This is a genomic window from Pseudomonas sp. B1(2018) (assembly GCF_003097365.1).
Lineage (GTDB): Bacteria > Pseudomonadota > Gammaproteobacteria > Pseudomonadales > Pseudomonadaceae > Aquipseudomonas > Aquipseudomonas laurylsulfatiphila.
The window spans coordinates 1-12,861 of record NZ_PYUK01000025.1; the positions used below are offsets into that span (position 1 = coordinate 1).

The 12,861-nt window shown below is 59.7% G+C and carries 13 protein-coding genes and 2 pseudogenes; 4 read left to right on the top strand and 11 right to left on the bottom strand.

Features of this window, described 5'->3' with window-relative positions; all coding sequences use genetic code 11:
• The 3 genes and pseudogenes from C9422_RS32690 to C9422_RS28310 all read right to left on the bottom strand — a co-directional run.
• A pseudogene (locus C9422_RS32690) lies at positions 1–133 on the bottom strand (IS110 family transposase); the annotation flags it as partial.
• A 121-nt stretch (positions 134–254) separates the two neighbouring features.
• Positions 255–1,607, bottom strand: coding sequence for a GntP family permease (locus C9422_RS28305; protein ID WP_007974485.1), 1,353 nt, complete (start codon positions 1,605–1,607; stop codon positions 255–257).
• Positions 1,608–1,688: 81 nt separating this feature from the next.
• On the bottom strand, positions 1,689–2,222 hold the full coding sequence (locus C9422_RS28310) for a gluconokinase (protein ID WP_116582928.1): 534 nt from the start codon (positions 2,220–2,222) through the stop codon (positions 1,689–1,691).
• 215 nt (positions 2,223–2,437) lie between these two features.
• Between C9422_RS28310 and C9422_RS28315 the strand changes: the two genes are divergently transcribed.
• On the top strand, positions 2,438–3,469 hold the full coding sequence (locus tag C9422_RS28315) for a LacI family DNA-binding transcriptional regulator (RefSeq protein WP_116582929.1): 1,032 nt from the start codon (positions 2,438–2,440) through the stop codon (positions 3,467–3,469).
• 193 nt (positions 3,470–3,662) lie between these two features.
• Here C9422_RS28315 and C9422_RS28320 read toward each other — a convergent pair whose 3' ends face one another.
• Positions 3,663–3,911 carry a DUF6124 family protein gene (locus tag C9422_RS28320; protein ID WP_102700526.1) on the bottom strand — a complete coding sequence of 83 codons (249 nt, stop codon included), beginning with the start codon at positions 3,909–3,911 and terminating at the stop codon, positions 3,663–3,665.
• A gap of 412 nt (positions 3,912–4,323) precedes the next feature.
• Here C9422_RS28320 and C9422_RS28325 point away from each other — a divergent pair, with 412 nt between their 5' ends.
• Together C9422_RS28325 and C9422_RS28330 are read left to right on the top strand one after the other, a co-directional pair.
• A complete protein-coding gene (locus C9422_RS28325; protein WP_008052684.1) occupies positions 4,324–4,962 on the top strand; it encodes a glutathione S-transferase family protein in 639 nt (212 codons plus the stop codon).
• A 148-nt stretch (positions 4,963–5,110) separates the two neighbouring features.
• On the top strand, positions 5,111–5,644 hold the full coding sequence (locus C9422_RS28330; protein ID WP_116582930.1) for a hypothetical protein: 534 nt from the start codon (positions 5,111–5,113) through the stop codon (positions 5,642–5,644).
• Positions 5,645–5,834: 190 nt separating this feature from the next.
• Here C9422_RS28330 and C9422_RS33010 read toward each other — a convergent pair whose 3' ends face one another.
• From C9422_RS33010 to C9422_RS28355, 6 genes and pseudogenes are all read right to left on the bottom strand, one after another.
• Positions 5,835–6,374, bottom strand: coding sequence for a methyl-accepting chemotaxis protein (locus C9422_RS33010; protein WP_227698141.1), 540 nt, complete (start codon positions 6,372–6,374; stop codon positions 5,835–5,837).
• A gap of 6 nt (positions 6,375–6,380) precedes the next feature.
• Positions 6,381–7,154 (bottom strand): annotated as a pseudogene (locus tag C9422_RS33015) (PAS domain-containing protein); the annotation flags it as partial.
• A 646-nt stretch (positions 7,155–7,800) separates the two neighbouring features.
• Complete coding sequence (locus tag C9422_RS28340; RefSeq protein WP_116582932.1) at positions 7,801–8,814, bottom strand: ABC transporter substrate-binding protein; 1,014 nt, start codon at positions 8,812–8,814, stop codon at positions 7,801–7,803.
• Entirely contained in the window at positions 8,811–9,359 is a 549-nt protein-coding gene (locus tag C9422_RS28345) for a sigma-70 family RNA polymerase sigma factor (protein WP_116582933.1), read from the bottom strand. The genes C9422_RS28340 and C9422_RS28345 overlap by 4 nt, the downstream gene beginning before the upstream one ends.
• Before the next feature lie 194 nt (positions 9,360–9,553).
• On the bottom strand, positions 9,554–10,345 hold the full coding sequence (locus tag C9422_RS28350) for a phosphate/phosphite/phosphonate ABC transporter substrate-binding protein (protein ID WP_116582971.1): 792 nt from the start codon (positions 10,343–10,345) through the stop codon (positions 9,554–9,556).
• 156 nt (positions 10,346–10,501) lie between these two features.
• Positions 10,502–11,443: a fatty acid desaturase gene (locus C9422_RS28355; RefSeq protein WP_116582934.1), complete on the bottom strand. Its 942-nt coding sequence runs from the start codon at positions 11,441–11,443 to the stop codon at positions 10,502–10,504.
• A 328-nt stretch (positions 11,444–11,771) separates the two neighbouring features.
• On the opposite strand from C9422_RS28355, the gene C9422_RS28360 reads away from it, so the two are divergent.
• On the top strand, positions 11,772–12,188 hold the full coding sequence (locus C9422_RS28360) for a GNAT family N-acetyltransferase (protein ID WP_116582972.1): 417 nt from the start codon (positions 11,772–11,774) through the stop codon (positions 12,186–12,188).
• A gap of 132 nt (positions 12,189–12,320) precedes the next feature.
• Here the strand turns inward: C9422_RS28360 and def are convergent, their stop codons facing one another.
• A complete protein-coding gene (gene def / locus C9422_RS28370) occupies positions 12,321–12,860 on the bottom strand; it encodes a peptide deformylase (protein WP_116582935.1) in 540 nt (179 codons plus the stop codon).
• Position 12,861 lies beyond the last annotated feature (1 nt).

A 12,861-nucleotide genomic window follows, 5' to 3' on the forward strand; every position in this document is an offset into this window, starting at 1 on the left:
GCTGGGCCAATGTACTGAGCAATTGGCCGCGGTTGGTTTTTTTGCGCAAGACCTGGTGGCCTTTAGAGTCCTGGCCATGCAAGTGGAAACTGTGTTTGCCGATGTCGATACCGAGAAGCGTCATCGTATTCATGAGAGATCCTCCGGCCGAAAACGAAAAAAGCCCTGCAAGCGTAAACCTGCAGGGCTTCTCGGTCAGGCTGACCATCTCATTAAACCGCATCGCTGCGGTTTTTTTGTGTCTGTCGAATCGCTTAGACGAACAGCGACAACAACAGGATAAAGCCCAGGCCCACCACCGACAGGATGGTTTCCATCGCCGTCCAGGTCTTGAAGGTTTCAGCCACGGTCATGTTGAAGTACTGCTTGACCAGCCAGAAGCCGGCGTCGTTGACGTGCGACAGGATCAGGGAGCCGGCACCGGTGGCCAGCACCAGCAACTCACGGTTCACACCCGGAATCATCCCCACCACCGGCACCACGATGCCCGCGCCAGTGATGGTCGCCACGGTCGCCGAACCGGTGGCGATACGAATCACCGCCGCCACCAGCCAGGCCAGCAGGATCGGCGAGATCTGTGCGTTCACCGCCATATGGCCGATCACGTCACCCACGCCGCTGGTCACCAGCATCTGCTTGAAGCCACCACCGGCACCGATGATCAGGATGATCGCGGCGGTCGGCGCGAGACTGGCATCGAGCCACTTCATCATCTGGCTGGAACCAATGCCCTGCTTGTAGCCGAAGGTATACAGCGACAGCAGCAACGCCAGCAGCAGCGCCGAAATCGGGTGACCGATCAGGTCCATGAAGGCGCGGAAGATGTTGCCATCGGGCAGCACCACGTCGGCAAAGGTCTTGAGCAGCATCAGGAACACCGGCAGCAGCACGGTCACCAGCGTGATGCCGAAGCTCGGCAGTTCAGCCGAATCCGTTTCGCGGGCCAGTTGATCCACCAGCTCCTGGTTCGGATGACCGGGGATGTGCTTGGCAATGAACGTACCGAAGATCGGGCCGGCGATGATGGCCGTTGGCAGCGCAACGATCAGACCGTACAGAATGGTCTTGCCGATGTCGGCACCGAACACGCCGATGGCCAGCAGCGGACCCGGGTGCGGCGGCACCAGGCCGTGTACCGCGGACAGACCCGCCAGCAGCGGGATACCGATCTTGATGATCGACACGCCCGTGCGGCGAGCGACGATGAACACCAGCGGGATCAGCAGTACGAAGCCGATTTCGAAGAACAGCGGAATACCGACCAGGAACGCCGCGAACATCATCGCCCACTGCACCTTGTCCTTGCCGAAGGCGCGGATCAACGTCTGCGCGATCTGATCCGCACCGCCCGATTCGGCCATCATCTTGCCGAGCATCGTGCCCAGCGCGAGGATGATGCCGACAAAACCAAGCACGCCACCGAAGCCGTCCTGGAACGCCTTGATGATGGTGCCGATCGGCATGCCGGAGGTCAGCCCGAGGAAGGCTGCGGCGATGATCAGGGCAAGAAAGGGGTGCAATTTGAACTTGGTGATCAGGACGATAAGCCCGATCACCGTGACCACTGCATCGAGCAGCAGGAACGTCTCGTGGGACATGCCAAACATTAGGGGTGTCTCCTGGTTGTTGTTGTTATTAAAGCGGGTTAATCAGAAGCCGCGAGGACAGCGCTGTCTTTGCAAGCACAGTCATACCGCCTGCTTCAGGCCGTTCGCCTGCCACCAGACATGAGCCTGCGCAGCCAGTTGCTCGACGCTATGGGTCGAAGCATCCAGCGCCAGGGTCAACGGCTCGCCGACGGGCGATTCGAGGGTGGCGAACTGGCTGTCGATCAGGGTCGACGGCATGAAGTGGCCCGGCCGATGGGACACGCGGTCGGCAGCCACCTCGGGGGTCAACTCAAGGAACACGAAGCCCAGGCCCGGCAAGGCGCTGCGCAGACGTTCGCGATAGATGTGTTTGAGCGCCGAACAGGTCAGCACCGGGCGCTCGCCCTTGGCGTCGACACGGCGCAGCTCATCGCACAGGCTGTCGAGCCAGCCGGCGCGGTCTTCATCGTTCAGGGGGATCCCCGCGCTCATCTTTTCGATATTGGCGGCAGGGTGAAAAGAGTCGCCTTCAATGGCCGTGGCGCCGCTCAGTTGGCACAGGGCCTCGCTGACGCACGTCTTGCCGCAACCGGCAACGCCCATGATGACCAGGGCGGTGATGGGATGGTTCATGTAACACCTCAGCGCGCAGACAGCGCTACCTTTGCCAGTTATGACACTAGACCAAAAGCAGAAGTTGCCGACGCCTTTCTTGTCATTTTATGGGTTGCAGCAGGTTAGGTCCCAACGCCAAAAAGCGAGGATCAGGCGAACCCTCGCTCACGCATTTGCAGCTGCATCGAGACAGCGCTACCTTAGTGCCTTGAATTTTGTTTGGCAAGCCGTCGATGAACACAACCAAGAACGATAAAAATACCCGCACCACTGGCCGCCCTACCCTGAACGAAGTTGCCCGACTGGCCGGCGTCAGCCCGATCACCGCCTCCCGCGCCCTGCGTGGCGTCAGCACCGTGGCCACCGAACTGGTGGAAAAAGTGCAGAAAGCGGCGCTGGAACTCAACTATGTCGTCAACCCTGCCGCCCGCGCCCTGGCCTCGGCCCAGAGCCATTCGGTGGTGGTGTTGGTGCCTTCATTATCCAATTTGCTGTTCATCGATACCCTGGAAGCCATTCATCAGGTTTTGCGCCCCAAGGGCTTCGAAGTGCTGATCGGCAACTTCCACTACTCACGTGATGAAGAAGAAAACCTGCTGCGCAACTACATGGCCTATCAGCCACGCGGCTTGCTGCTGACCGGGTTCGACCGCACCGAAAGTTCGCGGCGGATGATCGAAGCCAGCAACATTCCCTGCGTGTACATGATGGAACTGGACAGTGCGGCCGGGCTCAATTGCGTTGGCTTTTCGCAACTGGCGGCCGGCGAAACGGCGGCCGAACACTTGCTGTCCCGCGGTCGCAAGCGCCTGGCCTACATCGGCGCGCAACTGGACCAGCGTACCTTGCTGCGCGGCGAAGGTTTCCGCAAAGCCCTGCAAAAGGCCGGTTTGTACGACCCGGCGCTGGAAGTGCTAACGCCCCGCCCGTCCTCGGTCGGCCTGGGCGGCGAATTGTTCCTGCAGATGATCGCCAGCCGCCCGGATGTCGATGCGATCTTCTTCGGCAACGACGACCTGGCCCAGGGCGCGCTGCTCGAAGCGATGCGACACGGAATCAAGATCCCCGAGCAAGTGGCGATCCTCGGCTTCAACGATTTGCCCATGTCCGAACACATGGTTCCGCGCCTGAGCAGCATCAACACTCCACGCGAAGCCATCGGCCGCCGCGCGGCCGAGCAGATGCTGACGCTGATGGCCGGCAACAGCGTGGCCAGGCCGGTGCAGGACATGGGGTTTGAGTTGAAGGTGCGGGAGAGTACATAAGCACCGGCATCAATGTGGTCAGGCAAGGGACATTGTGGCGAGGGGGCTCGCCCCCGTTCGGCTGCGGAGCAGTCGTAGTCCGGTTCACAGGGTTTAACTGTATGACCGCAGTGTCTGTTTTTGGGGTCGCTTCGCAACCCAACGGGGGCAAGCCCCCTCGCCACAGAAAAGCCCCCTCACCTTCGCTCAGTGTTCAATCCTGCGGATCGAGGTTATCCAGCACCCGATTCACCGCCAGTTCCGCCAGCATGATGATCTGTGCGATCGCCAGCGCCGTGTTGCGCTGGCTGCCTTCCAGATACGTTGCAAAGTCATTGGTCATCACACTCGCCGAGGCCAGGGATTCGCAGGCGTGCGCCAACAGCGTTTCGTTATTGATGCCGGGTGAGATGGAGAACATCGGGCTGGGATTGCGTGGGGGGTTGGGCGTGGGCTTGAACATGGCAATACTCCTAGAGTAGTGGAGCTGCCACGATTCGCTGCTAGACGAAAATAAGGTGGCAGCCGTGCGCGGGCTAGCAGACCAGGACTCTAGAACCCGGTAGACCCGAAGGTCTTCCCACGCACAGCCGCCATAACGTGAACTGGCGGGCAGATCACGATGGGTGGGCGTCATGCGTCTAAAGTATCCAGGCTGCTAGACCCGATCGCTGAATTTGCAGCGACACGGAACGATAGAGTCCGGATACCAGGCGCACAAGTCGGCGGATTCTGGCGTAGTTGTAGGCAAGGGTGCAAGAAAGCGTAACCTGCACAATTCATCTGAAGCCGCCCTCCTACAGCGCCCTCCTACAGCGCCTTCCTACATGCCACCACCTACAATTGCCTGTACGTCATTCTCGCTGGAGCAGAACATGGAACATGCACTGAAGATTCTCGGCAAGGCGTCGTCCATTAACGTCAGAAAAGTCCTGTGGACCTGCGAGGAACTGGGCATCACCTACGAACGCGAGGATTGGGGCAGCGGTTTTGCCTCCACCCACAGCCCGGAGTTCCTCCGGTTCAATCCCAACGCGCAGGTGCCGGTGATCATCGATGAAGCCGGGGTGTTATGGGAGTCCAATACCATCTGCCGCTACCTGGTGGGCAAACACCATCACCATCATACCGAGCTGCTGCCTACCGAACCGGCCGCCCGCGCCCGGGTGGAACAGTGGATGGATTGGCAAGCCACCGAGCTCAATCCGTCCTGGAGATACCCGTTCATGGCGCTGGTGCGCAAGGACCCGGAATTCCAGGACCCACATAGCCTCGAGGTCGGCATTCGCGGCTGGAACCAGAAAATGGCCATCCTCGAACACCAACTCGCAACCACCAAGGCCTATGTCGCCGGACCGCGGTTTACCCTGGCCGACATCGTCATCGGCCTGTCCGTCAACCGCTGGCTGATGACCCCGATCGAGCGTCCGGACTACCCCGCCGTCGATGAGTATTTCAAACGCCTGGCGCAGCATCCCGGCTTCCTGAAGCATTGCTGCAACGGCTTGCCTTGAATGGCCGCAGGTTGCCGCCCGGCGGCAACCGCTGACCGAACCCCCGCTAGAGACATAACGCTAACCATTTGATTTTGTTGTTTTTAACCCACGAGGCACACTATTTGCTGAGACCACGCATCGCCATCACCCACAAGGTCTCTTCATCATGTTGGTCAGTGCAAAACAATCGTTGGTGACCCCACTCCCCAAGCGTCCCGGTGACGAGCCCTCCGCCGATGCCGCCGCCGGTCTTCAGGGCGGCATGCAGGCGGTCATCGCCCAGGCCATGCAAAACAATGTGCAGGCGCAAACCACAGCCACCCAGCAGGTGCAGGACTCCGCCACCCGGATCGCCACGCAGCAAGTCAACGAGGCGAGCAAGATCAGCGACAACGTCGACGCAGCGTTCGCCAAGACCCGCGTGAACCTGCAAGCGACAGACGCCACCCGGCTCAACGAAGGCTCGGCCACCGCCGAATTCAAGGACTACATGAGCAAAACGCCTGAAGAGCGTCTGCGCGACAGCATTCTGAAAGAGATGGGCATTACCGAGGAGGACCTGAAAGCCATGCCGCCGGAGAAACAACAGGCAGTGGCGCAAGAAATTGCCGATCGCATGAAGGACAAAATGCAATTGGCGCAAGCGGATAAAGACAACGGCAGCAGTCAGGTGGTCGACAAGTTCCTCGCCTCACTCTAACCACTGCGCGATAAAAAAGGTCCCAAGCCCGGGACACTGTGGGAGCGAGCTTGCTCGCGATGGCGGACTGTCAGGCACCCCTTGTGTGACGGTCCAATCGTCATCGCGAGCAAGCTCGCTCCCACAAGGTTTGCAGTGTTTCAACTGACTGACAGTGCCCTCTACCGGGACCCTTTGTCAGTTACCGTGACTAGTTCAGTTGCAACGTCGAGTTGAACTGACTGATCGCATCCACCACATGCCGTGAGCCCTGCTGGATTTCCAGGATCACCTCCCCCGCCTCGTTCGCCAATTCCACGCCCAGGCCTGTTCGGCTCAGGCTCGATTGCATGCTCGATACCGCACTCAGCGACAAATCGTGGTTCTTGCGCACCACCTCGACGATCTCCAGCGTCGCTTGGCTGGTACGCGCCGCGAGGCTACGCACTTCATCGGCCACTACCGCAAACCCGCGCCCGTGCTCACCGGCCCGCGCCGCTTCAATCGCCGCGTTGAGTGCCAGCAGGTTGGTCTGATCGGCAATGCCGCGGATGGTCTGCACGATGGTGCCGATGATGTCGGACTGTTTGCTCACGGCATCGATACTCAGCGCCGCTTCGTTCAGGTCGCGGGAAATGTCCTGGATTATCTGCACCGTCTGCTGCACCACTTCGGAGCCCTTGCGCGCACAGACGTCGTTTTGCACCGAGGTGCTGTGGGCCGATTCGGCGGCGGTTTGCAGGGTGGTCATCTGGTGGGTGATATCGCTGGCAAACTTGACCACTTTGTACAAACGCCCCTTGGCGTCGAACAACGGGTTGTAGGACGCTTCGAGGAATACCGTCTGACCTTGCTTGTTCCTGCGCTCGAAACGATGGGAGTGATATTCGCCGCGGTTGAGCGAAGCCCAGAAATTGCGGTAACCCTGGGACTCGGCTTCGGCACGGTGGCAAAACAGGCTGTGATGCTGCCCCACCACTTCGTTGAGCGAGTACTGCATGGTTTTCAGGAAGTTGTCGTTGGCGCTGATGACCTTGCCTTCGGGCGTGAATTCGATCACGGCCATGGAGCGGCCGATCGCGGCGAGTCGGCTTTCGTTTTCGTGCTCCTTGTTGACCCGGGCGGTGATGTCGGTAGCGACCTTGATCACGCTCTTGACCTGCCGGTCGGGTCCCAGCACCGGCATGTAGCTGGCTTCGAGCCAGATTTCACGGCCGCTTTTGTGCAAGCGCAAAAAGGTCCCGCTCAGCGGCTCGCCCCGCGCCAGGTCGCGCCACAGTTTGGTGTAGTCGTCGCTGCGGTAGTACTGCTCTTCACAAAAAATCCGGTGATGCTTGCCGCGTACGTCTTCGGCGCTGTAACCCATGGCACTGCAAAAGTTTTCATTGGCATCGATGACGATGCCATCCGGGGTGAATTCAATCATCGCCATCGAACGACTGACCGCCGCCAGCTTGGCGTTGGCCTCGGTCAGCGCACAGCTGAAACGTTCGATTTCCAGCAGGTCAGCCTTGTGATGTAGGTTGAACATTGTTGTATCACCTTGCGCGCAATTTTTTGATTGATGAAAGTTGCAGGTCTTTCACATCCACCACTACGTTCCGTGGAACAGGCACACGCATCCCTCCAAAAAGAAGGACTAGTCAGGTGATAAACGATGATCAATCGGAGGGTCCTTACAGCGACACGCTCATCAAGACATCCTTCTCTTGATAGCCCGCATGCGGGCCAGCCCTAACAGGTTCGAATCAAATTCCATTTAGCGGACAGCTCCCTGTGTTCAAGTGTCGGTGCCTTTGATTGCGCACTCTGGCGGCCAGTCGACCGCCTCATCACGGTCGACATAGTTAGTTACACCTGATCATAGACAGCGACGAAGGGCTTGCAAGGCCACTAGTCGGCCAGTATCGAGCAGAAAAACGATTCAGCGAATTGTTGCTAATTGAGCCTGGCCAGAAGTGCCTGCATCACGGGTTCTGGAGAGGGGGATCAGCGGCCAGCGGGGAAAGCGGCACTGACCACTCAATTGGCGTAAGACTTGAGACCATTCGCGAGCAAGCCCGCTCCCACATTGGGTCTGTTGTGTCCACAAATCCTGTGGTCAACAAAGATCCCCTGTGGGAGCGGGCTTGCTCGCGAAGACGGCAGTTCAGGCACCGCAGAAACTTCAGACAGTACTACAAGCTGGCGCTCACCCTGGTAGCCACCTCCCCTGGCACCCAGCCCTTCCACACCTGCGGTTGATCACGCAAAAACGCTTCGGCGACTTCGCGGGGTTTCTGGCGCTTTTCACTCATCTGGCCCAGGGTCTGGTTCAACAGATCAATCGGCAGGTCGACCTTTTCGAAGAACGTCACCAGGTCCGGGTATTGCGCCTTGAACGGTGCCGACACGCCGATGGCCAGGCTCGCCGGCATCGAGCGCGTGCCTTTGGGGTTCGGGTTGTTGGCGTCGGCCAGGGTTTTCCAGGCTTCGGCGTCGAACGGCGGTTCGTCGAGCTTCACCAGTTTGAATCGCCCCAACAACGGTGTCGGCGACCAGTAGTAGAACAGCACCGGTTTGCCACGGCGGATCGACGACGCCACTTCTGCGTCCAGCGCTGCGCCGGAACCGGTGCGGAAGTTGACGTAGCTGGCGGTCAGGTCATAAGCCTTGAGTTTCTGGCTGTTGACGATTTCCGAGGTCCAGCCGGTGGGGCTGTTGAGGAAGCGTCCGCGGCTCGGGTCTTCGGGGTCGCGGAATACATCCTTGTACTTCGCCAGGTCGGCAACGGACTTCAGCTCCGGGGCCAAGGGCTTGATGCCGCGCTCGGGATCGCCCTTGATCACGTACTCCGGCACCCACCAACCCTCGGTGGCGCCTTTGACCGTATCGCCGAGGCCGAAGACCTTGCCTTCGGCGGCAGCCTTGACCCAGGCCGGGCTGCGTCCGGCCCACTCTTCACCGATGACCTGGATATCGTTTTTGGCCAGCGCCGCTTCCAGGCTGACGGTGCTGCCCGGCAGCGTGTCGGTCGGGTAGCCGTAACCTTTTTCAACGATCAGGCGCAGGATTTCGGTGATGAGGCTGCCGCTTTCCCACGTGATGTCGCCAAAATGGATAGGCGCCGCTTTTTCCGTGGCCGATGCCGGGTGGGACAACAGGCTCAGGGCCAGCAGCGAACTGCCGAGCAGGGTTTTGATCGATCTCATGCGGACCTCTTGTTCTGGAGTGGGCGGTTCAGGGATTGGTTGGCGCTGTGCCGGTCACACAGGGCCTGGGAACGGGTCATGTAGTCGCTGACCGAGCGCAGGGAGATGCCCAGCGCAGCGGCAATTTGCGGATAGGTCAGGCCGTCGATCCGCGACAGCAGGAAGGTCGAGCGCACTTTGCCGGGCAGCCGCTGAAGACTGCGCTCCACACGGGTCAGGGTCTGGGACCGTTGAGCCAGTTCCTCCGGCGATTCGGCGTGGATCGGCTCGGCCTGTTGCAGTTGCTGAAGGTACTGGCGCTCCAGATCACCTCGACGCCAACGCTGATAAAGCAGGCGCCGGGCGATGGTGGTGAGCAAGGCGCGGGGTTCACGAATTGCCGTCAGGCTTGGCGCCTGGAGCAGTTGCACGAAGGTTTCGCAGGCAATGTCTTCGACAGCGGCGGCATCGTTCAGAGACTGACGCAGGCGTGTGCAGAGCCAGTGGTAGTGAGCGCGGAACAGTCCGTCCACGTGTTTGCGGTGAAGAATATCGGCGCCGGACATAGGGGCTCCTGGGTTAGGGGTCGCTGAATGTCCGGTGGTCCGGTGAGGCGAATCCTAGCAAGGAGCCTTATTCATTAATAATACTTAAAACTTATTTTTATATTCACTTATGGAATTAACCCACAGATACACCGAAACCCTGTGGGAGCGGGCTTGCCCGCGAAAAATAAACCTGTCGACCCAACATTTGCGCGCTATCGCAAATCCCAATACCCCAGCCCCTCAGCTTCACGCTGATAATCAAGCACAACCTGATAGTCGCGTTCACTGGCGGGCAGCACCTCTGGCAACCCGAGGATTTCGGCAACGTCAGGCAATTCGCTCAACGCCTGATTCATCGCCTGCAATAGCCCTTCAGCCTGCTGATCGCTGACGCTGGCGGCCGTGATGTAGGGCAACGTCGGACTCAATGCACTGCAAGCGATCACGCGCAAACCGGTCACTTCTTCCTCGGCGTATCGGGCCAGACAGGCAAATGTCACGCTGTCGATCGCCGCCAGATCGGCAAGCCCCTCGCGTAACCAGCGCAGGCTTTCACGATGACTGCCGCTGATGCCGACCTCGGCAAAAAAACGCCCGTCACGCTGCAACGGCGCCAACCGGTGGCGCAGTAAATTCATGCCGCTGTTGGAGTCATGGCCATTGATCACGCCTCGACTGCCGCGAAAATCCGCCAGGATCTGGCGCGGATCATCGACCCGTCCCAGGATCAGACTGCAGTGATTGCCGCCGCTGCTGTCCGGCAGTTCGTAACGCGGCCGCCCCAGCACCCGCACCTTGCCGCGCAACGCTGTCATCAGCGGATAGCCGCAGGTTTGGGTGAGCAGCAAATGCGGCGACAACCACATCTCCATCAGTGACAGGCCTGCGGCATCGCCGCGGGTTTCGCCCAAGTGCTCGAGGATTCGCGCCAGCCAGCGTTCGTTGGCCTGGTGGATGGGTTCGGGGGCGGTGTACATCAGCAGTTCGGCGATGTGTTGGGTCATCATCGTATCTCCATACAACGAAGTTCCCTGTGGGAGCGGCGGTGCGACGATTCGACTTGCCCGCGATAGCGTTGGATCAGTCACCAGGTGTGCTGGATTTGAAATCGCCATCGCGGGCAAGCCCGCTCCCACAGGGGAAAGCGTCTGGCAAAAAAATCAGTGAAACGGATGCCTCGGGCTGTCGATGGCCTTTACACCGTATTCACGCCACAGCTGCCCATACCCCTGCACCAGGAATCCACCACTGCGTGCCAGCCATTGCTCGCGGCGGGCCCAATAGGCGCGGGGCAAATCGTACCAGGGCAACCCCGGCAACTCGTGGTGCACCAGGTGGAAATTGAGGTTCAGGAACAGCCAGCGCCACGGCCACGCCGCTTCATTGAGCACGGTACGTTGCTCCGGCGCCGCGTGAGGTCGATGTTCATAGTAGGAGCGAATCATCGCAATCGACAGCGCCGGTACGCTGATCAGCAACAGGTAATGCCACACCGGCAACAGGCTGTAGCGCGCGATGAACAGCAGCATCAACAGGGTCAAGGCGCCATGGCTGAGCCACATCAACCAGGCCTGGCGCTCGCCGCTTTTCAGGCGTTGCAGTTCTTCCCGGGCCAGCGTCAGCAAGGCGATTGGCGCACCGAGCAGAAAGCGCCCGAGCACGGTTTTGTTCAACCAGTGCAGGCCTTGTTCGAACAACGAACTGCCCTGCCACTGCTCGGCATTCAGGTAACGGCTTTCCGGATCGCGACCGGGAATGGTCAGGTCTTCATCGCGGTGATGCAGCAAATGGCTGTCGCGATACAAGGTGTAGGGATACCAGACGGCAAACGGTGCGTAGCCGAGGATTTTGTTCAGGGTTACCCAGCGCGTAGGGTGACCGTGCAGCAGTTCGTGCTGCACCGACAGCCACAACACCACCACGGGAATCAGCAACAACGTGCTCAACCACAGGCCCAATGAATTACTGGCCAGAACAAGGGCGAACCACGCGCCGTACACGCCGATCAACAGCAACCAGGTCGGCCACTCGGTGCGGGCGGTGAGGCGTTGGCGCAGGGTTTCGATTTCTTCTCGGTGGGCTGCATCGAAATAATGAGGCATGGCATTGCTCGGATCGGGGACCAATCCTCTTCTGTGCAACGACGCCCGGATTTCTTGCAGATTATTTTCAATGTGATCGCTCCCGCATTGCGCGGGAGCGATGGGTCAGCGCAGGCTCAATGCCCGAACACATTGACCTTTTTGGCTTTCTTGTCGGCGCGCTTTTCGATTGCGGTTTTCGCCGGCTTTTTCTTGTCTGCTTTCTTTGAATCCATACCTTTGGACATGATGCGTACTCCACTCGGGGGGATGTGAGATCAGGTATACACCTATCCCGGCACGCGTGTTCTTTTATAATCGCCGCTTTGCACACCGACAGTCCGAGACCATGCCCGACACCCAGTACGCCCTGCTTGACGAGCCGTTATGGCCATTGATGAACAAGTTCTATCGCGCTCACCAATCGTCGATGAAAGCCGTGCGCGACGCGCAGCTCTGGGTGGCCCGGCGTGACCAGATAGTTGCTGCTCTGTGTTTGCGTCCGGTGTCCGGCGGGCATTGGCTGACCGGGTTGTTTGTCGATCCGCAGTGCCGGGAACAAGGCATAGCCGCCGGATTGATTGCGGCAGCGGTGAAGGATTGCGAACTGCCGGTGTGGTTGTTCTGTCATCCGGACTTGCGCGGATTTTATGAGCGTCGCAGGTTTACGTTCGACCCGCCGATGCCTTATGCGATGGTAGAACGGTTGAGCCGGTATGCCCGTAGTAAACCGATGATTGCCATGGGGTTGGCGCCAGGCGTTTAACTTACTCAACCCTGTTGGAGATCCAATGTGGGAGCGAGCTTGCTCGCGATGAGGCCCGGTCAGTCAACATTGTTGGCGACTGATACACCGCCATCGCGAGCAAGCTCGCTCCCACATTGGTTTGTGGTGTGCTCAGTCGTCGGCGTTGGGGTCCAGGTCCGGGAACATCACTTCGGTGAAGCCGAACTTGCTGAAGTCGGTGATGCGCGACGGGTACAGGCGGCCGATCAGGTGGTCGCACTCATGCTGCACCACACGTGCATGGAACCCCGAAGCAACGCGCACGATGGGCTCGCCCTTGGGGTCGACGCCTTCGTAGCGGATCTGCTGGTAACGCTGCACCGCGCCGCGCAGGCCGGGCACGGACAAACAGCCTTCGAAGCCCTCCTCCGTGATCGGACTGAGCGGCGTGATCAAGGGGTTGATCAGGATCGTCTGCGGCACGGCCTCGGCATCCGGATAACGCTCGCTGTGCTCGAAACCAAAGATCACCAGTTGCAGGTCGACGCCGATCTGCGGAGCCGCCAGGCCAACGCCTCCCACACTTTCCATGGTCTGGAACATGTCATCGATCAGTTGCCACAGCTCGGGGCTGTCGAACATCTCGGCCGGCACCGGCGGGGCAATGCGCAGCAGGCGCTCGTCGCCCATTTTCAGAATTTCACGAATCATG

Coding starts and splice junctions, on each gene's coding strand:
- C9422_RS28305 (WP_007974485.1), bottom strand. CDS start 1,607: ATGTTTGGCATGTCCCACGAGACGTTCCTGCTGCTCGATGCAGTGGTC.
- C9422_RS28310 (WP_116582928.1), bottom strand. CDS start 2,222: ATGAACCATCCCATCACCGCCCTGGTCATCATGGGCGTTGCCGGTTGC.
- C9422_RS28315 (WP_116582929.1), top strand. CDS start 2,438: ATGAACACAACCAAGAACGATAAAAATACCCGCACCACTGGCCGCCCT.
- C9422_RS28320 (WP_102700526.1), bottom strand. CDS start 3,911: ATGTTCAAGCCCACGCCCAACCCCCCACGCAATCCCAGCCCGATGTTC.
- C9422_RS28325 (WP_008052684.1), top strand. CDS start 4,324: ATGGAACATGCACTGAAGATTCTCGGCAAGGCGTCGTCCATTAACGTC.
- C9422_RS28330 (WP_116582930.1), top strand. CDS start 5,111: ATGTTGGTCAGTGCAAAACAATCGTTGGTGACCCCACTCCCCAAGCGT.
- C9422_RS33010 (WP_227698141.1), bottom strand. CDS start 6,374: ATGACCACCCTGCAAACCGCCGCCGAATCGGCCCACAGCACCTCGGTG.
- C9422_RS28340 (WP_116582932.1), bottom strand. CDS start 8,814: ATGAGATCGATCAAAACCCTGCTCGGCAGTTCGCTGCTGGCCCTGAGC.
- C9422_RS28345 (WP_116582933.1), bottom strand. CDS start 9,359: ATGTCCGGCGCCGATATTCTTCACCGCAAACACGTGGACGGACTGTTC.
- C9422_RS28350 (WP_116582971.1), bottom strand. CDS start 10,345: ATGACCCAACACATCGCCGAACTGCTGATGTACACCGCCCCCGAACCC.
- C9422_RS28355 (WP_116582934.1), bottom strand. CDS start 11,443: ATGCCTCATTATTTCGATGCAGCCCACCGAGAAGAAATCGAAACCCTG.
- C9422_RS28360 (WP_116582972.1), top strand. CDS start 11,772: ATGCCCGACACCCAGTACGCCCTGCTTGACGAGCCGTTATGGCCATTG.
- def (WP_116582935.1), bottom strand. CDS start 12,860: ATGATTCGTGAAATTCTGAAAATGGGCGACGAGCGCCTGCTGCGCATT.